This window comes from Planococcus sp. MB-3u-03, assembly GCF_002833405.1.
In the GTDB taxonomy this organism is placed as follows: domain Bacteria; phylum Bacillota; class Bacilli; order Bacillales_A; family Planococcaceae; genus Planococcus.
In genome coordinates this window covers 425,039-450,474 of the sequence record NZ_CP025135.1, presented here as the reverse complement: position 1 = coordinate 450,474, position 25,436 = coordinate 425,039, and the positions used below count along the sequence as shown (strand labels likewise).

The window sequence follows — 25,436 nt, the reverse complement described above, 5'->3', positions numbered from 1 at the left end:
CTAACGGCATTATACCGAATGAGGGGCGGTCACTGCATCGATCAAGGGTTCGACGTCTTCAATGCGGCCTTCATGGAACGCTTGGACAATCGCGCTGCCGACAATAAAGCCGTCGACATCATCACGCAACATCTCGACATGGCTTTCTTTCGAGATGCCGAATCCTGCATAGACCGGGACAGGGCTCAATTCCCTTACTTTGCGCGTGAATGCGCCGACTTCTTCCGCCAACTCATCACGGCTTCCGGTAATGCCGGTCACGGTTACCGCATAGACGAATCCTTCCGCCTGCTTCAGGATTTCTTCCAGGCGGCTGTCGATTGTCGTCAAGGTGACGAGCTGAATCAGCACAAGTCCCTGCTGTTTCGCGAACGGTTCGATCAATTGGCGATGCTCAAACGGCAAGTCCGGAATGATGACGCCTGATGCCCCCGCTTTTTTCGCTTCCTGTGTAAAACGCTCCGATCCGAAGCGAATGACCGGATTCAAATACGTCATGATGATGAGCGGGACTTTCACTTCGAAATCAAAGCGCTGCATCTCATCGAGCACTTTTTCCAGCGTGATGCCTTCAGAAAGTGCACGGTTCCCCGCCGCTTCGATCGTCGGGCCATCAGCGACCGGATCCGAGAACGGAATGCCGACTTCAATCGCCGTCACACCGCGCTCTTGCAGATGCCGGATCTGCTCACCGAGTTTTTCAATTCCGCCGTCGCCTGCCATAATATAGGCGACAAAGGCTTTATGTCCTGCTTGTTTCAGTTCTGCTAATCGTTTCATGACAGCCCCTCCATTTTTTCGGCGTATGTCGCCATATCCTTATCGCCTCTGCCGGATACGCAGATGACGAGCAATTCATCCGCTGTCATCGACTGCGCTTGTTTTTTCGCTTCCGCTATCGCATGGGCAGATTCCAAAGCCGGAATGATGCCTTCAAGACGCGACATTTCAATGACCGATGCGAGTGCCTCATCATCCGTGATGGCCTGATAAGTGACGCGGCCGCTATCCGCCAGATGCGCATGCTCCGGACCGATGCCTGGGTAGTCAAGGCCTGCCGAAATCGAATGCGCTTCCTGCACTTGTCCGGCATCGTCTTGCAATAATTTCATCATGGCGCCGTGGAGCACGCCTTCCGATCCTTTTGTTAAAGTGGCAGCATGGCGTTCGGTATCAACGCCCTCCCCTGCCGCTTCAGCACCGATCAAGCGGACTTTTTCATCATCGACGAACGGGTGGAACATGCCGATGGCGTTGGATCCGCCTCCGACACATGCCACGATGGCATCCGGAAGACGCCCTTCCTTATCCAGGATCTGCCGCTTCGTTTCCTTGCCGATGACGCTTTGGAAATCACGCACCATCGTCGGGAACGGGTGCGGCCCAAGCGCCGAGCCGATCAAATAATGGGTATCTTCTACATTGGTGACCCAGTAACGCAACGCTTCATTCACAGCGTCTTTTAATGTGCCACTGCCTTTCGAGACACTTTCCACTCGCGCGCCCAATAATTTCATGCGGAACACATTGAGCTGCTGACGTTTAATGTCTTCTTCGCCCATGAACACGACACAGTCCAGATCGAACAAGGCACAAATGGTAGCTGTCGCCACACCATGTTGGCCGGCTCCTGTTTCAGCGACGATTTTACGCTTGCCCATACGCTGTGCAAGCAGTGCTTGGCCAATGGCATTGTTCACCTTATGGGCGCCGGTATGGTTCAAATCTTCGCGCTTCAAATAAATTTTCGGCCCGCCCCACGCTTCGGTCATGCGTGCCGCAAAAGTCAGCGGCTGCTCACGCCCGACATATTCCTTTAGGTAATGGTGATATTCTTTTTGGAACTCCGCGTCGTTTTTCGCATCTTCATAAGCCGCTTCCAGCTCTTTGACTGCTTTCATCAAAGTTTCCGGAACAAACTGGCCGCCGTAGCGACCGAAAAATCCTACCGAGTCTATTGTCTTTTCTTTTGTTCTCTCCATCGAATCACCCTTTGCCTGTAGTATGAATTGCTGGATTTTTGCTTCATCTTTTCGGCCATCGGTTTCCACCCCGCTCGATACATCTACCATGAAAGGAGCGGTTTGGCTGATGGCCGCTTGCACGTTGTCTCTATTCAATCCACCGGCTAAAATGAGGCGGCTATGATCCAAATCGACGTTTTCCAGGAGGCTCCAATCAAACACATGCCCACTGCCTCCACGATAGTCGGTGCCTGGTGCATCGACCAATATATAATCCGCAATCGAATTGTTCAATTTCTCTACATCTTCCGGTGTGCGGATGGAGAAGGCTTGAATGACCGGCACTTCGATGCGCTGTATTAATTCGTCGGGTTCATCGCCGTGCAACTGCACCATCGTCAACGGCACCGCCTTAACGGCATTTTCGATTTCTTCGTATGAAGCGTTGACGAATACGCCGATTCGTTGCATGTCATTATTTGCGAGACGCGATAATTCTTGCGCCCGTTCGATCGATACGCGCCGTTTGCTTGGGGCAAAGACAAATCCGATCGCATCCGCTTGTGATGCGGCTTTAACGTGTTGCTCTTCCATCAATCCACAGATTTTAACACGTGTCATTGCGCTGCCTCCTGTCCTGTTGCCTGGCGAATCCAGGCTGCCGGATTTTCCGAACGCATCAACGCTTCCCCGACCAATACGCCTCGTGCGCCGAGTTCGTAAGCTTTGTGCGCCTCCGCCGTATCGTTCATGCCACTCTCGCTGATCAGCACCGAACCGCTGTCGAACGCAAATCTCTCAGCCAATTCCGCCGTCCGCTCCAATGACACTTCAAAAGTTTTTAAATTGCGGTTATTGACGCCGATCAATTGCGCTCCAAGCGCAACGGCTTTTTCCAGCTCTCCTGCATCATGCACTTCCACGAGGATTTCCAAGCCGAGTGAATCCGCATAGCGGAATAATCGCTCGAGCTCCTCATCTTTAAGCGCTGCGACAATCAATAAGATGATCGTCGCTCCAGCTGCTTTCGCCCGTTCGATCTGGATTTCGCTGACCATGAAATCTTTGCACAACACCGGAACCGAAACCGCACGCGCCACTTTCTTCAAATCTTCAATGGACCCTTTAAAATATTGTTCATCCGTCAATACAGAAATGGCGGCTGCACCGGCCCCTTCGTATTGGCGGGCTTGTTCAACGACGTCCACTTCCATGCGGATGGCGCCTTTTGACGGCGATGCGCGCTTGATTTCCGAAATGACTCCGCGGCTTTTCCGCAAGGTGTCGATGAGTTTCGGTTTGTCCGGATATCGCTCGGTTTTGGGATAACTATTTTCATAAGCAGTGATTTCCTGCCGTTTGGTTTCCATGATTTTGTCCAATATGGTCATACGAGCACCCCCGATGCTAGGCGGTGCAATTCATACACACGCGCCGTTTCGCCTGAAATGATTGATTTTCTTGCCTGATGCACGCCTTCCGCAATGCTTGCGGCACGGCCGCTCACATAAAGCACCGTTCCCGCATTCAGCGCTACCGTGTCCAAATATGCGCTCGGCGTCCCGTCGATCACTTGCATGAAAATCTCCGCATTACGCTTCGAATCGCCTCCGCGAATCGCCTCGATCGGCGCGGTTTCAAGCCCGACTTCGTGAGGATGGACTGTCATGCTGCGCTTGCCTTGTTCGTCAAAGACGATCAAATGGTTGGTTCCGGCAAGAGATAATTCATCCAGCCCACCTGCCCCGTGGACAATCGCCCCACGCTTTCTGCCAAGACGCATCAAGGCATCCGCCATCGGTTCCATCATGTCCGGACGGTAGACGCCGCTCATTTGGATGGCGATCGGCAAAGGATTCGCCAGCGGGCCGACCAAGTTGAAGATGGTCGGCGTACCGATTTCCTTGCGCACTTCGCGCAAGCCACCGAGTGCCGGGTGGATCGCCGGCGCGAACAAAAGGCGATGCCTGTCTGTTCGACGAGTGCCGGCAGTTCCGTTACAGCCAATTGGGTGGAAATCCCGATCTCTTCCAATAAATCAGAGCTGCCCGTCTTGCTGGAAACGCTTCGGTTGCCGTGCTTAGCGACGCTCATGCCGCAGCCCGCCAACACGAAAGCCGTCAATGTGCTGATATTGAAGCTAAAGGATTTGTCGCCGCCTGTGCCGCAAACGTCCACCAGCTCGCCCGCCATTTCTGGAAGCTTCACTGCTTTCTCACGCATCGCCAGGACCATGCCGACCAATTCATCGGCCGTCTCGCCTTTTTCGTGCAATTCATTCAAGAAATTTTTCATCTGATGGCGGCTCATGCGCCCTTCCAATAATTCCAACGCTCGCTGTTTCATTGTATGTTCATTCATATTCTCTGCTCTGCTCATCTCAATCTCTCCTCGTCTCGTTTTTAAATGCAAAAATCCCCGCAACCGGGGTCTATTCCGGTTGCGGGGACGGTTTTAACCGCGGTACCACCACGCATTAATGCATTTTGCACTCACTCAAACAGGCTTCTTAAGCCTTTCCCTTTAACGCAGGGATACGTCCGCCATACTCGCTTCCGCTTTCCGGCTGGCTCTCATAAGTCCATTCGCACAGCGCTTCTAATCAGCTTCCACCACCCGCTGACTCTCTAAATAGACGCTACTGCCTACTCGTCTCATTCCTCGATTTACACTCTTCTGTTCTCGTCTCTACTAACTCTTCTCTCGAATAGACTTGCCGCTACCAACAAGTTGTCCTTCATACTAAAAGGTTTTGTATATTCTGTCAAGTGACAAACTTCAACTTCTCTACACGTGCCCCCGATTGCCTTTGTTTAGCGCACTTTGCTGGTTTTCTCGACCGACGCCCGGCCAAGGAAAAAAGGATGGCGATGGCGCTCATCCGCAGTCAAGACTGGCGACAAGCAACAGTCATGAACGAGCGACAACCCATACCACTCTTGCCAGCTTTTCGATTTGAAAAACGCCTCGACTTGCCCGTGCTCCGGCGTGCCCGGTGCGTACTCTCCCCAAGACAACCATTCAGGACGTCCCGCCAGTTCACAGAAATTGCGCCAAAACTTTTCTTCCAAAGCACCGAGCGTCACGAAGCGCCCATCTTTCGTTTCGTAAATTGCGTAGCTGATGCGGCGGCCGCCGATTTCCGGAACGCCGTGATCCGACAAGCCCGCTTTCATGTAAGCATCGTGATTCGGCAGAAACTCCGCCATCACTTCTGCAAGTGCAATATCCAGATAAGCCCCTCGCCTGTCCGGAACTTCCGGATCAACGCGGCAAGGATCTGTTCAGATGCAAGCAAGCCCCGGTATAATCGGCGAGCGTATTGGTCGGATGCACCGGACGGCCGACTTTATCGCGGAGTTGGTCCAAGGCACCCGAAAGCGCCAGGTAATTCAGGTCATGGCTGCCAAGATGTGCAAGCTCGCCTGTTTGCCCATACCCCGATAGCGAACAATAGACGATATCGCCTTTATGCTCTTTGACGCTTTCATAATCCAGCCCCAGCTTTTTCATGACTCCCGGCCGGAAAGTTTCGATGAAGGCGTCAGCAGAACGCACAAGCTCGAGCATCTCACGTTTGCCGCTTTTGGATTTCAAATCCAGCTGGACGATTTGTTTACCGGCGTTGTGGGCACTGTGCACAAGGCCGCCGCCCATCCCGCGCGATGGATCGCCTGCGGGAGGTTCGATTTTGATGACGTCCGCACCAAGTTCGGCGAGCCGCATGCCGGCAAATGGTCCAGGAACGTAATACGTTACATCCAGGACACGGAGGCCTGTCAGCGCCTGTTCCATTTAGAGCCCCATCCGTTTGGCGATGATGGTTTTCATGATTTCATTCGAACCGGCATAAATCGCTGCGACTGGAATGTCGCGATAGCGCCGGGCAATCTTGTATTCTTCCATATAACCGTAGCCGCCGTGCAATTGCATGCATTCACCCGATATTTTCTTCGCCGTCTCCGTCAGCCAGTATTTTGCCATCGATACTTTCGAGACGACATCTTTTCCGGCCATATGCTCTTCGATTAAGGATTCCAGGAACGCTTTGCCGAGTTCGATTTCGGTCGCCATTTCCACTAGTTTGAATTGGGTGTTCTGAAATGCGCTGATCGGCTTGCCGAATGCTTTGCGGGATTTTACATAATCGATCGTCATCTCGAGCATATCTTCCGATGCAATTTGCGCGGCAAGCGCCACGACGAGCCGTTCCTGCTGCAATTTTTCCATCAAGTATGTAAAGCCTTTGTTTTCTTCGCCGACGAGATTTGCTGCCGGCACTTTGCAACCCTCGAAATACAGTTCGGACGTGTCCTGCGCATGAAGCCCGACTTTATCGAGCTTGCGTCCTTTCGTAAACCCTGGCATCCCTTCTTCAACCATCAACAAGGAAATGCCTTTATGCTTCGGTTCCGCTTTCGGGTCGGTCTTCACGACGACCAGCACATGCGTCGAATTGATGCCGTTGGTAATAAAGGTTTTCTGGCCGTTGACGATATAATGGTCGCCGTCTTTAACAGCCGTGGCGGAAATATTGGCAAGGTCGGACCCAGCACCTGGTTCCGTCATTGCAATCGCGGTAATATACTCGCCGCTGATACAACCCGGCAGCCAATCCTGTTTCTGCTGCTCTGTTCCATATGCTTCAATATAAGGGACAGTAATATCATTGTGCAGCCCGACACCCGTCAGGCTCGCCCCCACTCGCTCCATTTCTTCACCGATAATGACGCCGTAGCGGAAATCAAGGCCAAGCCCGCCGTACTGCTCTTCTACTTGAGGGCATAAAAAGCCCATATCGCCGAGCTGTCTCCAGAACGACTTCGGGATCAGGCGGTCTTTTTCCCATTGCTCGTAATGTGGCACCGCTTCTTTTTCCAAAAACTTACGCAAGGATTTGCGGAACATCGTATGCTCTTCTTCTTCAAAACGGTATCTTGCCATTTCTCCCATTCCCCTTTTCTTACTTTATTTCGGCTGCATGCGAATCGCGCCGTCCAAGCGGATCACTTCGCCGTTCAACAGCGGATTTTCAACAATGCTTTCGACCAATTTTGCGTATTCAGCAGGGTGTCCGAGACGCGCCGGAAATGGTACTGTCGCAGAAAGCGAAGCGATGGCGGATTCCGGCAAGCCGTCGAACATCGGCGTTTTCATGAGACCCGGCGCAATTGCCATGACGCGGATGCCGTCACGCGCGAATTCACGCGCAATCGGCAAGGTCATCGAGACGATGCCGCCTTTTGATGCGCTATAGGCCGCTTGCCCGATCTGCCCTTCAAATGCCGCGACGGATGCGGTTGAAATGATGACTCCGCGTTCCCCTTCCTTATTCGGTTCGTTTTGCTGCATCGCCGCTGCAACGGCGCGCAATACGTTGAAACTGCCGACTAAATTGACTTGAATGACTTTTTCGAAACGCTCGAGTGCAAGAGGCTGCCCCTTCGACACGACTTTTCCAGGTGTGCCGATGCCTGCGCAATTGACCAGGAGGTTGACATTACCAAGCTGGCCGACCGCCATTTTTACATTTCCTTCCACTTGCAATGCGTTTGTTACATCCGTTCCGAAATAACTGACTTGCCCCTCACTGAAATCAGCCATCACCTGTTGCGCACGCTCTTCATTCAAATCAAAGATCACCGCGCGTCCGCCGTTTTCTGCGATATGGCGTACCGTCGCTTCACCAAGACCCGACGCGCCGCCCGTGACAACGGCTTTCACTTTAGAAAAATCCATTTCATTCTCCCCTTTGGCTGTGTCTTTATCCGGTTAAATGATCCGTTCAATGATCGTTGCATTGGCCATTCCCATGCCTTCGCAAATCGCAAGCAAGCCATAGCGGCTGTCAGAGCGTTCCAGTTCATGTACAAGCGACACTAATAATTTCGTGCCGGTCGCACCTAGAGGATGCCCGAGTGCGATGGCGCCGCCGTTGACGTTGAGCTTATCCGGATCTCCCCCGATATCCGATAGCCACGCGAGCGGAACAGGCGCAAATGCTTCATTCACTTCGTAGCGGTCCATATCTTCGATTGACAGCCCGGCTTTCTCCAGCACTTTTTTCGTCGCGGCGATAGGCCCCGTCAGCATCAAAGTCGGATCCGACCCAACAACCGTGCGGGCAAGTATGCGCGCTTTCGGTTTTAAGCCAAGTTTCTGCGCTTTTTCTTTTGACATCAATAAAACAGTGGACGCCCCGTCGCTCATTTGGCTGGCGTTGCCTGCTGTGATGACGCCTTGTTCATCGAATGCCGGCTTTAGGCCGGCGAGCACTTCTTCGGTCGTTCCAGGTCTCGGCCCTTCATCTGTCGTGACTTTCTGGAAATCGCCTTGTTCATCCGATACATCAATTGAGACGATTTCCTTGTCGTAAAGGCCTTTATCAATAGCGTTTTGTGCACGTTCGTGGCTCTTTACTGCATAAGCATCCAATTGCTGGCGGCTGAACCCCCATTTTTCGGCAATGCGCTCTGCCGACAAGCCTTGATTGATGATTTCGTATTGATCGGTCAGTTTTTTACTCGGCTTTGCTCCTTGCATATTGGAGAACATCGGAACGCGCGTCATGCTTTCCACACCGCCTGCAATGACAATGTCCATATCGCCAGAAAGGATCGCCTGCGCACCGAAATGGACGGCTTGCTGGCTCGATCCACATTGGCGGTCGATGGTGACCCCCGGCACAAAGTCCGGGAATCCGGCAATCAATGCCGCCGTTCTGGCGATATTGCCGCCTTGCTCACCCGATTGAGAGACACAGCCGAGAATGACGTCTTCCACCATGCCTTTATCGACACCGGCACGCTTCACCAATTCTTCTATCACAACAGCTGCCAGTTCGTCCGGGCGCATCTCCCGGAATTGCCCTTTGCGCCTGCCGACTGGCGACCGGACACCTTCAACGATGACTACTTCTTTCATTAATGATCACTCCTATTTTGAAATCGCTTCCATTTAATTAAACTGAATTGAATGACTATTCACTCACCTTCATTTATTGTACAAGAATCCCACACGGATTACTACACGAAAAACCACAGGCGATCATTTCGCGCAAGCAAAAAAACCTCCGCAGCAAAAGCCGCAGAGGTTTTCATCATTCTTCGATCAAGCCTTTTTCAATCAGGAATTCACGCGCTACTTCGTTCGGGATTTCCTGGTCCACATCAACACGTGAGTTCATCGCGAGCATCTCTTCTTCCGTGATCTGCCCAGCAAGCTCATTCAATAAATCCTCAAGCTCAGGATATTCTTCGAGCGTTTCCATCCGGACGACCGGTACAGCATCGTATTTCGGGAAGAACGACTGGTCGTCTTCTGTCGTCTCTAGGTCGAACAAGGCAATGCGGCTGTCAGTGGTGAAGGCCGGAATGACATCGACATCGCCGTTTTGGACCGCTTCATACATAATCGCCGGATCAAAGCTTTCAGTCGCTGAAAACTCGAATGGATAAGTGGCGACCATATCATCGTAGCCGTCTCCTTGCCGCTCATAGAACGGGTGTGGCGCTCCGAAAGTCATGTCTTCCGATTGTGAGATTTCCGCCAGGTCTGAATAAGTTTCCGCATCGTAATCTTTGGCATAAGCTAAAGTATAGCCATTTTCAAATCCGAGCGGTTCGAGCCATGTAGCACCCAACTCTTCCTCATATCCTGCCCGCACTTCTTCCAATACTTCCTCAGAAGACTGTCCTGGGGTCGACTCCCGCTTCAACACATCTTTCAGGCCGGTTCCGGTGTATTCGACGTAAAGGTCGATATCGCCTTGCTCGAGTGCCGGAGTCAAGATCGACACTTCCCCAAGACCTTCTTCGTATTCCACGCTATAGTCCGAATTCGCTTCGATATACTGCCCGACAATATGCGGCAGGATATACTGTTCTGTCCAAGGTTTGCCGCCGATGACGATCGGTTCCGACTCTGCACCGCCGCTGCAGGCAGCGAGGATCGCAGATGTGCCAAGCAATACTCCAAATGCTGTTTTTTTCATTGATGCTTCCCCCGTTTCGGCCCGTTCCTAGCCTATTTGCTCATTCATATTGCTGCTCCGCTTCAAACCGCAGGCGTTAAAATTAGGTTTTCAAGCCTTTTGGCGTGGCGCGTTTTTCAATCCATTTCAAAATTAAATCAAACCCGATCGCCAACAGGGCAACCGGAAGTGCACCGGCAAGTACCAGCGAATTATTATACGATTGCAGCCCCCGATAGATGATATCGCCAAGGCCGCCAGCACCGACAAAAGTCGCAAGCGTCGCGATGCCGACCGTCAGTACCGTCGCGGTCCGGATGCCTGCCATGATGAACGGCAGCGCCAAGGGCAATTCGATTTGGCGCAGGATCTGCGTTCTCGTCATGCCCATTCCGCGCCCCGCTTCAATGGTGGATCCATCAACTCCGACAATGCCGGCGTAAGTATTGCGCAAAATCGGCAATAGCGCATAGATGATCAGTGCAATCAAAGCAGTCGGTGAACCGATGCCAAGAATCGGCACCAAAAACCCAAATAAAGCTAAACTTGGTATCGTTTGGAAAATGGCGGTAACTCCGATGATCGGTTCGGCAAAGCGCCGGTAGCGGGCAATCATAATGCCCGTAGGCAAAGCGATTGCGATGCCAATCGCCACAGCGACAAAGGATAAATAGATATGCTCGATAAAGGCATCTTGAATCATGTCCTGGCGGCTCACCAGTGTATCGAAAAATGCGTTCATGCAGTCGCCTCCTTCTCAACATGGAGGGCAGCCCTCAATAATTCACGCTCTCCGGCAAAACCGACCAATTTCCCTTCATCGACTACAGCCAGACGCGTTTTGCCGCTTTGCTCCAATAGCTGATGCGCGTCGCTAACCGTTAATCTGGCATCCGCCTCTTCTGCTTCCCCTGGCCAGTCCTTGTCGAAGAGAAACGCGAATTCTTTCAAGCGCCGGTCTCCAAATGAACGTTTCTGGTTGATGCGTTCAGTGCCGATAAAGTTCCGCACAAATTCATTGGCGGGTTCATCGATCAATTGCTGCGGCGTCCCGATCTGTTCAACTTGCCCACCTTTCATCACGACGATCGTATCGGCGATTTTCAAAACCTCATCCATATCGTGCGTGACGAAAATGATCGTTTTATGGATTTCCTGCTGCAAATGGCGCAGCTCGTCCTGCAATTGTTCACGGCTAATCGGGTCGAGCGCCGAAAACGGCTCATCCATCAGCACGATATTCGGGTCGCCCGCGAGTGCACGGACAACGCCGACACGCTGCTGCTGGCCGCCGCTCAATTCCAATGGATAGCGTTCCATGAAGACAGCAGGGTCTAATCCGACTAATTGCAGCAGTTCTTTCGAGCGTTCGTCGGTTTTATCGGCCGGCCAGTTCAATAGCTTCGGGACAAGCGAGACATTGTCAGCGATGGTCATATGCGGAAACAGGCCGATGCGCTGAATGACGTAGCCGATCGACCGTCTCAACTTCACCTCGTCCATGCCGGTGATCGGCTCATCGTCTATGTATATGGCGCCCGCTGTTGGACTTTCGAGCTTGTTCACCATTTTCATCAAGGTCGTTTTTCCGCATCCACTGGGGCCGATGATGGCGGTCAGCTGGCGTGCGGGCAAATCGAGCGTAACGTCTTTCAACGCTTCCGTACCGTCCGGAAAGCGTTTCGTGACCTTGTCAAAGCGGATCATTCGCTTCGCCCCCTTTCAATTGGTCGTTTTTCTATACCCTTATACACAGGCCTTTACTCCCGTTCCGGCTGCCCAAATTTCAAGTGTACCGGATTGGCGATTTGTTCATAGCCGATTTCCTGATAAATCTTATTGGAAGTGCCATTCGCCAAGTCTGTATAAAGCATAGCAAAATCATACTCATTCAGCAGCTCTTCCGTAATTTCCGCAACGAGCGTCCGGGCATAGCCTTTTTTCCGCAGCTCTTTGGGCGTAAAGACGAATGAAACGGTGATGCCATGCTTGGATGGCCGTGCTTTTTTCATGCAAGACACGGCACGCCCCCCGTCTTCCCAGAGAAACACTTCTTTGCGCGAAATGAAGTCGGCTATTTTTTCTTCCGCCTCCTCTTGCGACGGATTGCCGATGCCGGTATCTTCACCGAATAATTGATACCAATCGACGAGCAACGGTGCATCAAGCCGGTTCGCCACACGCCAACTGCCCGGGCTTTTCGCAAGTTTCTTCCGCACTGCGTCGATCCGGTATAAGCCTTGGTCCATCGCAATTTCTGCAAGTCCTCCCCACGCTTCCGCAAATCTCTCAGCGGTCCCTTTATCCCCGATGACTCCGGAAACCTCAATTTCCGCATTGCGGAATTCATTCGCCGCCAGCGCTTCCACATTCGCGCCTTCACGACAGACGATCAATTGCAAAGGATGAGGGGGCGTCATCAAAGCCAATGCCGCAATTCCTTGCGCGTCTTCCGCGAGCCCTAAAAAGAAGGTTTCATAGCGCCCTTGTTCAATTTGACCAAGCACGCCGAGAAATAAACTGTATAGGTCTTCCCTTTTTTCAAGCAACGGCCGTGCTTTTTCCATATATTCGCCAATCTCCTGGTACCATTTCCATTCCATATCTCCACACTCGTTTCCATTAAATTCATTTCTTCATTACTTATTAGCTATTTTTGGCTCATTCCCTCTTTTCACTTTAGAGAAAACGAAAACGCGGACCTCATTCGGCCCGCGTTTCATCATTCCAATTCCATCTGTTTCGTTTCGGTTCCAAGGAAGGCAACCGCCAATGCGCCGATCAAAATCGAACCGCAGAAAATCGCAAAAATAATATTGATGCCGAATCCCGCTGTCAACATCGAACCGACAAGAATCGGGCCGAGAATGCCGCCAATTCGGCCGAACGACGCCGCCATGCCTGTGCCCGTCGCGCGAATGACCGTCGGATACTGCTCAGGAGAGTATGCGTAAAGCGCTCCCCAAGCACCGAGGTTGAAGAACGACAGGAAGGCACCCGATACCAATAGCGTCGTGACGGTGTCCGCGTTGCCAAAAGCCAAAGCGGAAGCCGCCGTCCCGATCAGGTAAGTTACCAGCACGAACTTGCGGCCAGCGCGTTCGATGAGCCAGGCAGCCGAGAAATAACCCGGCAATTGCGCTAGCGTCATGATCAATACATATTGGAAACTTTGGATGAGCGGGAATCCTTTCATCACCATGACACTCGGCAGCCATAGGAACATCCCGTAATACGAGAAGACCACCGTAAACCAGACGATCCACAGCATCATCGTTGGGCGCCGATATGTTTTTGACCAAACCTCACGGATATTGGTGGAAACGGAGCGCAACACATCTTTTTTCGCTGTGAATTGCGGCGAATCCGGCAAATTGATGCGCAGGTACAAAGCGTAAAACGCTGGCAATGCCGTCAGCAAAAGCGCGACCCGCCAGCCGTATGCAGGAATGATGAAGTACGAAATGATCGCAGCCACCAACCAGCCCGCAGCCCAGAAACTCTCCAGCAGCACCACCACTCGCCCGCGGTCTTTTGCCGGAACACTTTCCGATACCAAAGTCGAAGCGACCGGCAATTCTCCGCCAAGCCCCATTCCGACGAAGAAACGCAGAATCAGGAAAGCGGCAAGCGTTGTGGTGAATGCCGATATGCCGCTCGCTAGTGAGAACAGCAATAAGGTGATGATGAAGATTTTCTTGCGGCCGACACGGTCGGCGTAAATTCCGAAAACGAACGCCCCGACCGCCATGCCGATGGAATTGACGCCGCCGATCCAGCCCATCTGCTGGGAAGTGAGACCCCAATCTTCATGAAGCGCAGCAATAATAAACGCCAGGATCCCGACGTCCATCGCATCGAATAGCCAGCCGAGCCCCGCTACACCTAATAGTTTTCGTTGTGATATAGATTTTGTGTTTTTTTCTGTGGCAGTTGTCATGTTCTTTCCCCTTGTCTTGACACTTGTCTGTTATTCTTTACACCCTAACTATAACGTTACAGGCTTGAAGTGACAAGGGATGACTGACTAACTCCGCGATCAACTCCCGGAATTATTTGAAGATGCGATTACAGCGCTCATGCCGAGCATCATCGCCGCCTGCTGCGCCTGCATAAGCATTTCCACAGAAGCCGAAAATACCGCCGCTTCACTTTCCCGCAGCTCCACCGATTCCGCCATGGTCAATTGGACCGCCGACGGCAAGACCCATACGCCATACCAGCGGAATAATTTCGACGCTTCCAGCGCACGGGCTGTCTTCGCGACAGCAGCCAGCGCCGCCCCGTCCGCATTCGCGATAGCTAAAAAACCGAGCAAGGGATAATGCTCCCCGCGCACTTTTATGTTTTCTGCTTTCAGAAAATTGCGGATCGCAATGACACGCCCTGCCACTTCCGGTTGAAACGCCGACGAGTCGAACGTCATAACCTGGCTCAGCCATTGCAGATGGTTGCCGGCTGAAAACCCTTGCGTTCGCAGCTCCTTATAATAGCGGTTCATCGTTTCCGCGCGCTCCCGGACTTCCCCTTCCCGATTCGAAAGCAACGCGACATACGGAATGTCTTCACTTGAAGTGAGGAATGGATGATAGGTTTTCATCGCATTATACAATTCCCTGGATCGCTCCGCTTGTTCAGGAGATTCCATCATTAAGCCCGCCAGATATGTATAGGCGCTCTTCCAGAACTTGCTGTTGTTCAGCGCCTGTTGATTGGCATTGAGCTTGGCCAGCCCAACTTCTGCCGGATCATCCCCGAGCACCAGATATGCCGCGACAATATGGTGAAGATGCGCGCGCAGCGGCGAAGTGAATCCTTCTTTCTTTTTGATGAGCTGTGACACTTCATGGTGTGCATCCGCATCGAATTCACGCCCCCGGCTCAGATAAATCATCGTGACGGCGAGCGACACTTGTTTGTCTGCCGCCCAACCAAGTGCTTTTGAGACTCGACCATAAGTTTCTTCGATTTTTTTGGCTTCCATTGAAAAACGCCTCCTTGACCATTTATACGGTCAAGGAGGCGCGAGGTTTCGAGTTACGCAAGAAGGACGAGGCTGAGAGCCATGACCGCCATTCCGGCAACCAATCCATAAATTGATAAATGTGCTTCATCATAGCGCTTCGCCGCTGGCAATAATTCATCCAGCGAGATGAACACCATGATCCCTGCAACACCCGCGAAGATGATGCCAAATAAAGTATCGCTCAAAAAAGGCATCAGGAATAGCCAAGCTGCAATTGCGCCGATCGGTTCGGATATCCCCGATAGAAAGCTGTATTGGAACGCTTTCTTGCGGCTGCCGGTCGCGTAATAAATCGGCACCGACACCGCAATGCCTTCAGGAATATTGTGGATCGCCACCGCGATTGCAATGGCGATGCCAAGCGCGGGATCTTGGATCGCTGACATAAATGTCGCGATGCCTTCCGGGAAATTGTGGATGGCGATGGCCAGTGCCGTGAAAATTCCCATCTTGCGGAGGCGGGCGTATTCATCATTGGTCGGGCCTTCGTCCATATCTTCTACAGTACGCACTTCATGCGGATTCCCCATCTGTGGCAGTATCCGGTCAAGCACTGCCATGAAGACCATCCCGCCGAAAAAGCCGGCGAGCGTCAGCCAGTATCCAGCCGTCTCTCCTTGGGCAGCCGTCAGCGAATCTTTCGCTTTAAAGAAAATCTCGATCATGGAGACATAAATCATGACCCCAGCCGAGAAACCGAGCGACACTGACAAAAACTTCGTATTGGTGCGCGAAGCAAAAAATGCGATCAAACTGCCGATTCCGGTTGCAAGCCCCGCAAACAGCGTTAAGCCAAGTGCGAATAAAACCGTACTGTCCATAAAGCCAACTTCCTTCCAGTAGTAATGAATAAGGCTATTCTACTCCAGAAGTTTCCTTTGTGCAACTTTTTTCAACAAAGAAAGATTTTCCATTATTCATGCACTTCATTGCGCAGCAATCGGCCAAGTTTTTCCCAATCCGCATCTTTGTGTTCGCGGACTGCCGGGTTATAGAACACGCTTGCCGGATGGAATGTCGGAAAGATGTGGTAGCTCTCTTGCGTTTTCAAAAACGTGCCGCTACCTTCATCCCAATAAAGGATCGGTGTTTCCATCAACGTTCCGTGCAATTGCATGATTTTTGCCTCACGTCCAACGAGCCGCTGCAGGCCGATATTGCCGAGCGTTACAATCACTGGAGGCTTCACCGCACGAATTTCTTCATCGAGGATCGGGGCATGGGCGATAATTTCTTTTTTATTCGGTGCCCGGTTGTACTTACGCTTCACTACTTCACCGCTCCGGGTGCGTTTCTCTCCCCATTTATACGGACGGCTTCTGACGGCGCTGGTGATATAGACATCTTCCCTCGCAAGGCCGATCCCTTCCAATGAAGCCATCAATTCTTTGCCGGCACGCCCTGTAAACGGAATCCCCGTCTCCACTTCGTTTTCACCAGGCGCCTCTCCGACCAGCATCAAAGCCGGGGACTCCGGGCCGCTGCCCCAGACAAAGCCTTCTACCGGAAAATCGGCAATACGCTTTTTCCCCAATTCAGCCAGTTCTTGTGAAATTCTATACATACTCATCACCTTTTCTTTTAAATAAGTCAAAAACATAAATTTCTCTTAATTACCGCCATTTGGAATCGTTTTCACGTAATAAAACCTAACATAAATAAAAAATAACACTTGCATTGTCAGAAAACATTGATTAATATGTTAACAAACCTAACACGATATACATGTTAGAAAACCTAACACGAGGAGGAAGAAGCATGAAAAAGATTGAGACTATCATTCGCCCTTCTGTTTTCGCCGATGTCCGGCAAGCATTAGCTCTTGAAGGAATCGATGGGCTGACCGTAACTGAAATCGCAGGAATCGGCAAACAGGAAGGGCGCGTCGGCTTGTTCCGCGGGAATGCCTACCGAATGGAGTTTTCTCCTAAGCTGAAATTGGAAATGGTCGTCTCGGACGAAAAAGTCGAAGACATCATCCAAGCTTTGCTAGACTACGCTTCTACAGGTGAAGTCGGCGACGGGAAAATCTTCATCCTTCCTGTAGAAGAAGCCATCCGGATCAGAACAAAAGAACGCGGCACTGTCGCGATTGGATAAGGGGAGATCATTATGGAAGCTGTACAAAGTTCAGTCGATATGCTGTGGGTCATGCTCGGTGCCATGCTTGTCTTTTTCATGCATGCCGGATTCGCCATGGTTGAAACAGGATTCACTCGCTCTAAAAATACCCTTAATATTTTGATGAAAAACATGATCACCATTTCACTTGGCTCCATCCTTTATTTCATTGTCGGCTATGCACTGATGTTCGGGCCGTCATCGTTCGGCTTGATCGGCACGGAAGGATTCGCTTTATCGGGTGTCACGGATATCGGATTCTTCGTATTCCAGGCAGTCTTTGCCGCCACATGTGCCACGATCATCTCGGGTGCTGTCGCAGAACGCATGCACTTGAGCGCTTATATCTTGCTTACCGTTGCCATGACAGCCATCATCTATCCGATTGTCGGCCACTGGGTATGGGGAGGCGGCTGGTTATCTGAAATCGGCTTTATCGATTTCGCCGGTTCCACTGTCGTCCACTTGACAGGTGCTGTCGCAGCCTTTATCGCGGCTTGGAAAATCGGGCCTCGCCTCGGGAAGTATTCCGGCAAAACCGTCAATACGATCCCTGGCCACAGCTTGCCGCTTGGCGCGCTCGGCGTGTTCATCCTATGGCTAGGCTGGTTCGGCTTTAACGGCGGCAGCACGCTCGCAGCAGATCCTGCGCTCGTCCCGCCCGTCATCGCCAACACGTTGCTCGCAGCATCCGCCGGTGTTTTGGCTACGGCTCTTTACACCCGCTTCCGCTACGGCCGCATTGACGGCACATTGACGATGAACGGTGCACTCGCAGGGCTTGTCGGCATCACTGCCGGCGCTGCCAATGTATCCTTCCTCGGTGCGATTTTGATCGGCTTGATCGCCGGCATCATCATGACGGAAGCCGTCCATCTATTGGATACGAAAATTCGCGTGGACGATCCAGTGGGGGCTGTATCGGTTCACGGAATCGCAGGGATTTGGGGAACTCTCGCGATCGGATTCTTCGATGTTAACGGTGGATTGCTTTACGGAGGAGGAGCTGAAATTCTCGGCATCCAGGCAGTCGGCGTACTGGCCGTCATCGCTTGGGCATCCTTGTCTACGGCCGCCGTCCTTCTATTGATTAGCATTGTGACGCCGTTGCGTGTGACAGCCGAAGAGGAAGAAACCGGCTTGGACTTTGCAGAACACGGATCACAGGCTTATTCAATGCAAGACGTGCTGAGCGGTTCTTCAGGCGGCTCGGACAACTTTGCTGATCGTTTGAATCAGCTGGGCGAAGAACGGCCAGCTTCAGGCAAAGCATAAAACACAGAGAGAGATAGAACGAATAACTTGGGGGTTCTTAAATAGAAAAACGAACGGAGAAAACTTCTCCGTTCGTTTTTTATTGTGCTAGTTTAGTGCTACCCCATATCTTCCCGCTCAATAGCGCGCATATCCTTGCGCTTGCGGAAATGCCGCTCCCTCATTTCATACCAGATGGCTATCAGGACAAATAAGGTATAGCCGAGAAATAGCCCCGCCAATACATCCGACAGGTAATGCGCGCCGCGTGCCACTTGCGATAAGGCCGTGAGCACCGTCAGCAATACAGCGGCGAGCCAGATCGCCAGGCGAATTGATTTTGTGCCAGCCCGCTCCCCAAGGAAATACGCCAGCGTGAACAAGTACAATAAGCCGACCATCGCATGATCGGATGGAAAACTATAAGATGCCACTTCTTCGGGAAATTCCGGCATCGGGCGGCCGAACCATTGCTGCAGCAATTGATTCAACGCGTTCCCTGCCCCGACCGCCAATAAGACGAAAAACATGCCTCGGTAGTTATGGCGGAACGCCCAAAGGAAGACCAAAAGCAGAAAGCTGACAGTAAAGATCATCCATTGCTCCCCGATGAACGACGTGGCCTCCAGCCACCCCACCCCACCGAACAGCGCAGCCGCCCGTTCATCCAGTTCCCGGACCGCTTCTTGCTGGTAATAATAAAGTATGCCGAAAAACCCGAGCAGTGTCGCCATCGCCAACGGATAAAAAATTCGCTTCATACTTGCACCTTCTTCCTTGCCACATCCATAGGGCATTTTGGAAAAACTTCCGCAACCAATAAAAAACCCGTATGGAGTACACTTCCACACGGGTTCCGGATTTCCTTGTTTTCGCATTCAATAACTTCCACTATCAGGAATTGAAATACACGCAAATCCGGCAATTATTCATTTGTTGAATCGGAATGTCCATATCGTAAATCTCCTTCAATGCATCCGATTGGATGATCTCCTCGGTCGGCCCATCTTTGACGACACGGCCGTTTTTCAACGCCACGATGCGGTCGGAATAAACCGAAGCGAAATTGATGTCGTGAAGGACGATGATGACCGTTTTGCCAAGCTCATCGACTAAGCGGCGCAAAATCTTCATGATCTGCACGGAATGCTTCATATCCAAATTATTGAGCGGCTCATCCAACAAGACATAATCGGTGTCCTGGGCGATGACCATGGTGATGAAGGCACGCTGGCGCTGGCCGCCGGACAATTCATCTAAATACGAATCCTCCATATCCCCAAGGTCCATGTATTCGATCGCCTGGTCGACCATCTGCTCATCTTCTGCGTTCAAGCGGCCTTTCGAATACGGGAAGCGGCCAAATGACACCAATTCGCGGATCGTCAAGCGCACATTCATGAAATTCGATTGCTTCAAAATGGAAACACGTTTCGAGAATTCATTGGACTTCATCTGCTTCGTATTGGTCTTATCGATCAACACTTCCCCGGTATCTGCATCCAGCAGCCGGCTGACCATCGACAAGAGCGTCGATTTCCCCGCTCCGTTCGGCCCGATAAACGAGGTGATCTGCCCTCTCCGAATATCGACCGATACATTTTCCACGACTTGTTTCTTTCCATATAACTTCGTCAGTTCACGGACTTGGATCATTTAGATCGACTCTCCTTTAATAGCAAATAGATGAAATAGACGCCGCCGATGAAATTGATGATGACACTGAGCGTCGTATTGAACGTGAAGACATGTTCGACGACCCATTGCCCGCCAACGAGCGCTACGATACTGATGATGCTCGCGCCAGCAATGACGACCGAATGCTTATAGGATTTAAAAAATTGATAGGATAAATTGGCGACGATCAAGCCGAAGAACGTAATCGGCCCGACCAGCGCCGTCGCAATGGCGATCAATACGGCAGAAAGCACAAGCATTTTCTTGACGAGCGCATCATATCCGACACCGAGATTCACTGCCGTATCACGCCCCAAAGACAGCACGTCGAGCGATGCATTATGGCGCCAAGCCAAGCCGATCAAGACGACAATGAACAATAGCGAGATCCACACTAAATCGGCATTGACGTTATTGAAGCTCGCGAACATCCGGTCCTGGACGATCTGGAATTCATTCGGGTCGATCAGCACCTGCAGGAAAGTCGAGACGCTGCCAAAAAACGTGCCCAGAATGATGCCGATCAATAATAAGAAGTAAATCGGCTGATTGTCTTTCTTGAACAGCAATTTATAGAACAATAAAGCAAAGATGACCATGACCGCAATCGACAATAGGAAATTCACTTGCTTATTGATGATCGTGATATGCCCTGAGCCCAAGAAGAAAATCAACACCGTCTGGAGGAGCATGTACAGCGAATCCAAGCCCATGATGCTCGGCGTCAAAATGCGGTTATGGGTGATTGTCTGGAATACCACCGTCGCATAAGCGATTGCCACACCTGTCAACACCATAGCGAAGACTTTCACGCCTCTTCTCGGCAGCGCATAATCGAAGCTGCCATTCAAATTGTCGAATAAATACAAACCGCATGCCGCTGCGGCAAGCACAATCAAAATCCATAATTTATGTACATCACGCATACGCCTTCCTCCTAAACAACATGATCAGGAAGATAAAGCTTCCGATGACGCCCACCATCAGGCTGATTGTGATCTCGTACGGATAAATCAAGACACGCCCGAGAATGTCACAGACCAATAGGAAGATGGCACCGAGCATCGCAGTATGCGGCAAGGTTTTCTGCAGATGGTCCCCTTTGAAGATGGAGACGATATTCGGAATGATCAATCCGAGGAACGGGATCATGCCGACGGTCAAAACCACAGTCGCCGTAATAAGCGCAACCAGGGTCAAGCCGATGTTGACGACGCTGCGGTATTTCAGCCCTAAGTTTTTCGAGAAATCCTCACCCATACCTGCGACGGTAAAGCGGTTGGCGTACATATAGGCGATGATGAAGACCGGTACACTTATGTAAAGAAGTTCATAGCTGCCTTTCATGACCATCGAAAAATCGCCCTGCAGCCAAGCCGACATGTTCTGGATAACGTCTGCCCGGTAGGCAAAAAATGTGGTGATCGACGACAGGATATTGCCGAACATCAAGCCGATGAGCGGAATGAAGATGGCGTCCTTGAACTTGATGCGGTTGAGAATTTGCATGAACAAGAAAGTGCCGGCGAGCGCGAAGAAAAATGCTACCGCCATCTTCTCGATCATCGACGCGTTCGCAAACAACAGCATCGACACGAGAATCCCGAGGCGCGTCGCATCGAGCGTCCCGGCAGTTGTCGGCGAGACGAATTTATTGCGGCTCAATTGCTGCATGATGAGTCCCGCCATGCTCATGCCGGCCCCTGCAAGTAAAATTGCGACAAGCCGCGGAAAGCGGCTGACGAGGAAAATCTGTGTTTCTTCCGATTGAAAATCAAGGAGGTCCAGCGGGCTGATGCTGCTGACTCCGACAAACAGGGAGATGAACGACAGAAGGATCAATATGGGTATTAGAATACGTTTTTTCATGTAATGCCGCTCCCTATCTAGTGCTATTGCCAATCGAGAATGATAATGATTATCACTGACTCATTGTTTTTTAGTATAGCAGTATAAAAAATAGCGTCAAGAGATAATTGAGAACTATTTTCATTAAGAATACAGGCGCTGTGAAATGTTCACTTGTTTTTCAAATTTGGTGACCGACTTTTTGCATCACTTATGGAGTCGCTTCTTAGGTTGGAAATCAGGATGTGGCGAGGGATTTGGCGTCGCTTGTGGAGTCGCCGCCTTGCTTTGGGTTGGCCTTTCACAATGAGCCAAGAAGAGCGCTTGTCTCATTGTTTCGGCTCACCCTTGACGCAGGTCGGCTGAGACATTTCATTGTTTGGAGCTTGTTTACCGGTTCTGCTTCTTTAAGCAGTTCCCGGCTAATGGGGGAATCGCTTCTTGGGTTGGGAATTTGGATGTGCAAACTGTTAGCTTGGTCGGGCGTCGCTTGTGGAGTCGCCACCTTGCTTTGGATCGGCCTTTCACAATGAGCCAAGAAGAGCGCTTGACTCATCGCTTCGGCTCACCCTTGGCGCAGGTCGGCCGGGAGATTTCATTGAGTGAAACATGTTTAGCTGGATCTGCTTTTTTAAGCAGTTTCCGGCTAGTTGGGGAATCACTTCTTGGATTGGGGATTTGGATGTGCAAACTGTCAGCGTGGCCGGGCGTCGCTTGTGGAGTCGCCACCTTGCTTTGGGTTGGCCTTTCACAATGAGCCAAGAAGAACGCTTGACTCATTGTTTCGGCTCACCCCTTTGCGCTGGGCGGCTGGGAGATTTCATTGTTTGAAGCTTGTTTACCGGATCTGCTTCTTTAAGCAGTTCCCGGCTAGTGGGGGAGTCGCTTCTTAGGTTGGAAATCAGGATGTGGCGAGGGATTTGGTGTCGCTTGTGGAGTCGCCTCCCTGCTTTGGGTTGGCCTTTCACAATGAGCCAAGAAGAGCGCTTGTCTCATTGTTTCGGCTCACCCTTGACGCAGGTCGGCTGAGACATTTCAGTGATTGATGTGTATTTAACCAGATCTGCTTCTTTAGGCGTTCCCGGTTAGTGGGGAATCGCTTCTTGGGTTGGGAATCAGGGTGTGTACTGGCATCGGGCGACGCTTCTGGATTCTCTGCCATGCACGTGTTTCAGCGCACAAAAAAGCAGAGGAAAGTTCCCTCTGCTTGCTGTTTCGGTTATTAAAATTCGATTTCCTGTGCTTGTTCCAGTACTTCCGATGGAATTTCGATCGGCTCGATGGCATTGTAATCGCTATAGTCTACTTGCATCTGTGATTCGATCGCCATCATTTCGCCCCGCACGTCGACATCGAGTTCCATATCAACTTCCATGCGGTCGGCTAAATAGGTTTCCTTATCCAGCGTGATGACGTAATTCACAGCGTGCACTTCCAGGTCTTCTGGAGCCAGAGGGGCTTCGATTTCCATTTGGCCCAGCGTTTTCTCTAATTGTTCATCCGTCAGTTCCTGGAACTCTTCTCCCGAGGCATCGAGCGTCAGGATGTAGGCTTCATCCGTTTCCTCCAGCACGAAATCCTCTTCGAAATCACCGAGTTCGTCCAATTGGCGCGCAGGGTCAGCCGATTGCTGTCCGGCAATCGACTGCATGTTTTCGTGCATTTCTTCCGGCATCTTCAGCCACATATCGACGGACGTCTCGTGCATATATAAGCCCTCTTCCGTCATATACATTTCCGTAAGCATCGGGTTGGTATTGTCGATATCATCCGATACAATGCTGGTCTCACCTGTTTGATGAAATGCCAAGGGCTCATAGGTCATTTCCATCTCAGAATCCACCGTCATGTCGATCTCCATGCCATCCGGCTGCATCTTCATCTGTTGCTCGGTGTTCGACTGGGCGCGCAAGCTTTCCACTTGCTGTGAAGCCTCCACCGCTTCTGCGTAAACTTCCGAAGCGCTCTTCGTTTCTTCCGGAGCTTCTTGTGCAGGATTCTCGCTCTCTTCTTCAGTCGTCGGCGCTTGCGCATCGCTGCATGCGCCAAGGCCGATGACAGCGGCACCCGTTCCTATGACTGCCACCCATTTTCTCATGGCGTTCACTCTCCTTATAAAGACTTGTCGTCCACTATACAGCATTCTGCCCTTACTCACAGTTTACCCAATTTACAGCCGGTTAATTGCCGATCCTTTCGAATATGGAATTTCCACAAGAAAAAGCCGGAGAATTCCCCCGGCTTTTTCCTGTTTTTATCCATTTGCATATAGCTTGATTATTTACCGACAACGAATTGTTCGTAACGGTCATAATCCGCGCGGCTCAATTCCACGGTAATTAACGTGCCTTCTTCGCCGTATTCGGTTTCTTTGATGCTCGCATGGTCGTTCAAATACGCGACAACGTCTCCACGCCCGAACGGAATTTCCATCCGGCACATGACGTGGTTCGCAAAGAGCCGGTCGCGGATGCTTTCGACCAGTTCATCGAGTCCCGCGCCTTCTTTGGCTGATATCCAGACAGCGTCGGCGCTTTTTCTTGGATATACAACGCCAGCGAGGTCTGATTTATTATAGACATATAAAGTCGGGACATTCTCCACGCCCACATCCTGCAGCGTCGCGTCGGTCACTTCCATCATGTAATCATGCTCATCGTTCGAGACATCTACAACGTGAAGCAGTAGGTCCGCATTGCGTGCTTCTTCGAGTGTCGAGCGGAATGCTTTAACGAGATGGTGAGGCAAGCGGCTGACAAACCCGACAGTATCGGACAATAAAAAGGTCTTATTGTCTTCAAGCCGGATTTGGCGGATGGACGTGTCCAAAGTCGCGAACAGCATGTCTTTCTCGAATACCTGCTTGTCGGCATCCTGCCCTGTCTTCGAGAGCAAACTGTTCATGATCGTCGACTTGCCGGCGTTGGTATATCCGACAAGCGAGACGACCGGCATGCCTTTTTTCAATCGTTGCTTGCGCTGTGTCGTGCGCTGTTCTTTTACTTGATCGATTTCCCGTCTAAGCTTAGTGATCTGGTCTTCGATTTTGCGGCGGTCAAGCTCGAGCTTGGTTTCCCCGGCGCCGCGGTTGGCGAGCCCCCCACTGCTGGCACCGCCTTGGCGGCCGAGCGACGCGCGCAAGCCGACGAGGCGCGGCAGCATATATTGCAATTGCGCCAATTCCACTTGCACTTGCGCTTCGCGCGTTCTGGCGCGTCTCGAGAAGATGTCCAGGATAAGCATCGTCCGATCGATCACTTTGCATTCCAACTCTTCTTCAAGGTTGCGAATCTGGGATGGCGACAGTTCATCGTTGAAGATAATGAGATTGGCGTCTGCTTCTTCGTATAACGCTTTCACTTCATCGACCTTTCCCGTTCCGATATAATGGGCGGGATTGACGCGGTCCAGATTTTGATGCAGTTCGCCCACCACTTCAACGCTTAATGCTTCCGCTAAATTGCGCAATTCTTCCATGCTGTATTCAAAATGGGTGTCTTTTTGCAATTGAACGCCCACGATAATCGCTTTTTCAATCAATTGTTCCATCTCTTGTTGCCTCCTTCGGCAGAAT

Annotated in this window: 24 protein-coding genes, 1 pseudogene and 1 other annotated feature; of the genes and pseudogenes, 2 read left to right on the top strand and 23 right to left on the bottom strand. The window is 51.4% G+C overall.

Features of this window, described 5'->3' with window-relative positions; translation table 11 throughout:
* Window positions 1-9 precede the first annotated feature (9 nt).
* The 17 genes and pseudogenes from trpA to CW734_RS03480 form a co-directional block, all read right to left on the bottom strand.
* Window positions 10-780: a tryptophan synthase subunit alpha gene (trpA, locus tag CW734_RS03555; RefSeq protein ID WP_101189464.1), complete on the bottom strand. Its 771-nt coding sequence runs from the start codon at window positions 778-780 to the stop codon at window positions 10-12.
* On the bottom strand, window positions 777-2,585 hold the full coding sequence (gene trpB, locus CW734_RS03550) for a tryptophan synthase subunit beta (RefSeq protein ID WP_101189463.1): 1,809 nt from the start codon (window positions 2,583-2,585) through the stop codon (window positions 777-779). The genes trpA and trpB overlap by 4 nt, the downstream gene beginning before the upstream one ends.
* Window positions 2,582-3,355 (bottom strand): indole-3-glycerol phosphate synthase TrpC, encoded by a 774-nt coding sequence (gene trpC, locus CW734_RS03545; RefSeq protein ID WP_101189462.1) that lies wholly within the window; start codon window positions 3,353-3,355, stop codon window positions 2,582-2,584. The genes trpB and trpC overlap by 4 nt, the downstream gene beginning before the upstream one ends.
* A pseudogene (trpD, locus tag CW734_RS03540) lies at window positions 3,352-4,274 on the bottom strand (anthranilate phosphoribosyltransferase). Before trpD ends, trpC begins: the two are co-directional and overlap by 4 nt.
* 131 nt (window positions 4,275-4,405) lie before the next feature.
* Window positions 4,406-4,635: a binding site (T-box leader), on the bottom strand.
* A 142-nt stretch (window positions 4,636-4,777) separates the two neighbouring features.
* Entirely contained in the window at window positions 4,778-5,173 is a 396-nt protein-coding gene (locus tag CW734_RS19355) for a CoA transferase (protein WP_269801482.1), read from the bottom strand.
* Between the two features lie 55 nt (window positions 5,174-5,228).
* A complete protein-coding gene (locus CW734_RS19350) occupies window positions 5,229-5,759 on the bottom strand; it encodes a CoA transferase (protein WP_269801481.1) in 531 nt (176 codons plus the stop codon).
* Complete coding sequence (locus CW734_RS03530) at window positions 5,760-6,908, bottom strand: acyl-CoA dehydrogenase family protein (RefSeq protein ID WP_101189461.1); 1,149 nt, start codon at window positions 6,906-6,908, stop codon at window positions 5,760-5,762. It lies immediately after the preceding gene.
* A 24-nt stretch (window positions 6,909-6,932) separates the two neighbouring features.
* Entirely contained in the window at window positions 6,933-7,703 is a 771-nt protein-coding gene (locus tag CW734_RS03525) for an SDR family NAD(P)-dependent oxidoreductase (protein ID WP_101189460.1), read from the bottom strand.
* Between the two features lie 33 nt (window positions 7,704-7,736).
* Window positions 7,737-8,888 (bottom strand): thiolase family protein, encoded by a 1,152-nt coding sequence (locus tag CW734_RS03520; protein ID WP_101189459.1) that lies wholly within the window; start codon window positions 8,886-8,888, stop codon window positions 7,737-7,739.
* Between the two features lie 175 nt (window positions 8,889-9,063).
* A complete protein-coding gene (locus CW734_RS03515; protein WP_101189458.1) occupies window positions 9,064-9,957 on the bottom strand; it encodes a glycine betaine ABC transporter substrate-binding protein in 894 nt (297 codons plus the stop codon).
* An 82-nt stretch (window positions 9,958-10,039) separates the two neighbouring features.
* On the bottom strand, window positions 10,040-10,678 hold the full coding sequence (locus CW734_RS03510) for an ABC transporter permease (protein WP_058381842.1): 639 nt from the start codon (window positions 10,676-10,678) through the stop codon (window positions 10,040-10,042).
* Window positions 10,675-11,643: an ABC transporter ATP-binding protein gene (locus CW734_RS03505; RefSeq protein WP_101189457.1), complete on the bottom strand. Its 969-nt coding sequence runs from the start codon at window positions 11,641-11,643 to the stop codon at window positions 10,675-10,677. The genes CW734_RS03510 and CW734_RS03505 overlap by 4 nt, the downstream gene beginning before the upstream one ends.
* Before the next feature lie 53 nt (window positions 11,644-11,696).
* Entirely contained in the window at window positions 11,697-12,539 is an 843-nt protein-coding gene (locus tag CW734_RS03500) for a GNAT family N-acetyltransferase (protein WP_101189456.1), read from the bottom strand.
* Window positions 12,540-12,658: 119 nt separating this feature from the next.
* Complete coding sequence (locus CW734_RS03495; protein ID WP_101189455.1) at window positions 12,659-13,876, bottom strand: MFS transporter; 1,218 nt, start codon at window positions 13,874-13,876, stop codon at window positions 12,659-12,661.
* Between the two features lie 99 nt (window positions 13,877-13,975).
* Complete coding sequence (locus tag CW734_RS03490; protein ID WP_101189454.1) at window positions 13,976-14,920, bottom strand: DUF4003 family protein; 945 nt, start codon at window positions 14,918-14,920, stop codon at window positions 13,976-13,978.
* 53 nt (window positions 14,921-14,973) lie between these two features.
* Window positions 14,974-15,783, bottom strand: a complete 810-nt coding sequence (gene zupT, locus CW734_RS03485; RefSeq protein WP_058381847.1) for a zinc transporter ZupT — start codon at window positions 15,781-15,783, stop codon at window positions 14,974-14,976.
* Window positions 15,784-15,875: 92 nt separating this feature from the next.
* Window positions 15,876-16,526, bottom strand: a complete 651-nt coding sequence (locus tag CW734_RS03480) for a uracil-DNA glycosylase (protein ID WP_101192123.1) — start codon at window positions 16,524-16,526, stop codon at window positions 15,876-15,878.
* Between the two features lie 194 nt (window positions 16,527-16,720).
* Between CW734_RS03480 and CW734_RS03475 the strand changes: the two genes are divergently transcribed.
* Both CW734_RS03475 and CW734_RS03470 read left to right on the top strand, forming a co-directional pair.
* Complete coding sequence (locus CW734_RS03475; RefSeq protein WP_101189453.1) at window positions 16,721-17,062, top strand: P-II family nitrogen regulator; 342 nt, start codon at window positions 16,721-16,723, stop codon at window positions 17,060-17,062.
* Window positions 17,063-17,074: 12 nt separating this feature from the next.
* Complete coding sequence (locus CW734_RS03470; protein ID WP_101189452.1) at window positions 17,075-18,358, top strand: ammonium transporter; 1,284 nt, start codon at window positions 17,075-17,077, stop codon at window positions 18,356-18,358.
* A gap of 98 nt (window positions 18,359-18,456) precedes the next feature.
* Here CW734_RS03470 and CW734_RS03465 read toward each other — a convergent pair whose 3' ends face one another.
* The 6 genes from CW734_RS03465 to hflX all read right to left on the bottom strand — a co-directional run bounded on the left by CW734_RS03465 (window position 18,457) and on the right by hflX (window position 25,411).
* A complete protein-coding gene (locus tag CW734_RS03465) occupies window positions 18,457-19,098 on the bottom strand; it encodes a phosphatase PAP2 family protein (RefSeq protein ID WP_157824113.1) in 642 nt (213 codons plus the stop codon).
* A 133-nt stretch (window positions 19,099-19,231) separates the two neighbouring features.
* Window positions 19,232-19,993, bottom strand: a complete 762-nt coding sequence (locus CW734_RS03460) for an iron ABC transporter ATP-binding protein (protein ID WP_101189450.1) — start codon at window positions 19,991-19,993, stop codon at window positions 19,232-19,234.
* Window positions 19,990-20,940: an iron chelate uptake ABC transporter family permease subunit gene (locus tag CW734_RS03455; RefSeq protein ID WP_101189449.1), complete on the bottom strand. Its 951-nt coding sequence runs from the start codon at window positions 20,938-20,940 to the stop codon at window positions 19,990-19,992. Before CW734_RS03455 ends, CW734_RS03460 begins: the two co-directional genes overlap by 4 nt.
* Window positions 20,933-21,883 carry an ABC transporter permease gene (locus CW734_RS03450; RefSeq protein WP_068460268.1) on the bottom strand — a complete coding sequence of 317 codons (951 nt, stop codon included), beginning with the start codon at window positions 21,881-21,883 and terminating at the stop codon, window positions 20,933-20,935. Before CW734_RS03450 ends, CW734_RS03455 begins: the two co-directional genes overlap by 8 nt.
* 1,201 nt (window positions 21,884-23,084) lie before the next feature.
* Complete coding sequence (locus CW734_RS03445) at window positions 23,085-23,960, bottom strand: DUF6612 family protein (protein WP_101189448.1); 876 nt, start codon at window positions 23,958-23,960, stop codon at window positions 23,085-23,087.
* Between the two features lie 179 nt (window positions 23,961-24,139).
* Complete coding sequence (gene hflX, locus CW734_RS03440) at window positions 24,140-25,411, bottom strand: GTPase HflX (protein WP_101189447.1); 1,272 nt, start codon at window positions 25,409-25,411, stop codon at window positions 24,140-24,142.
* Between the last annotated feature and the right edge of the window lie 25 nt (window positions 25,412-25,436).